General features: G+C 55.9%; 1 protein-coding gene. It reads right to left on the bottom strand.

From position 1 onward, the window contains the following. A partial coding sequence (locus ACNEUN_RS06395) for an ImmA/IrrE family metallo-endopeptidase (protein WP_463631618.1) occupies positions 1–245 on the bottom strand: 245 nt, incomplete at both ends.

Genomic DNA, 245 nt, shown 5'->3' with positions numbered 1-245 from the left:
CTATCGCGGGACCAACTCCCAAGCGCTTGGCATCTGCCGCGATGGCTTGTGAGGTCCAGGTATATTGTGATTTGCAGGATTGCCATTGCCGGCCTGGGATAAGTGTTTCGCGCGCGAACACGTCCGCTTCGTCTTCAAAGTCTTGGCGCGAAGCGGCCCCCCGCTCGTAAAAAATCGCGTCATATTGACCTGTCGCGATATGGAGAATGATATGGCTGAGCTGGTGCATTAGCGCCAGCCAGAAC

The sequence above is a fragment of the Gardnerella sp. C0684A1 genome, from assembly GCF_055326835.1.
This window is presented reverse-complemented; position numbering and strand designations above follow the sequence as displayed.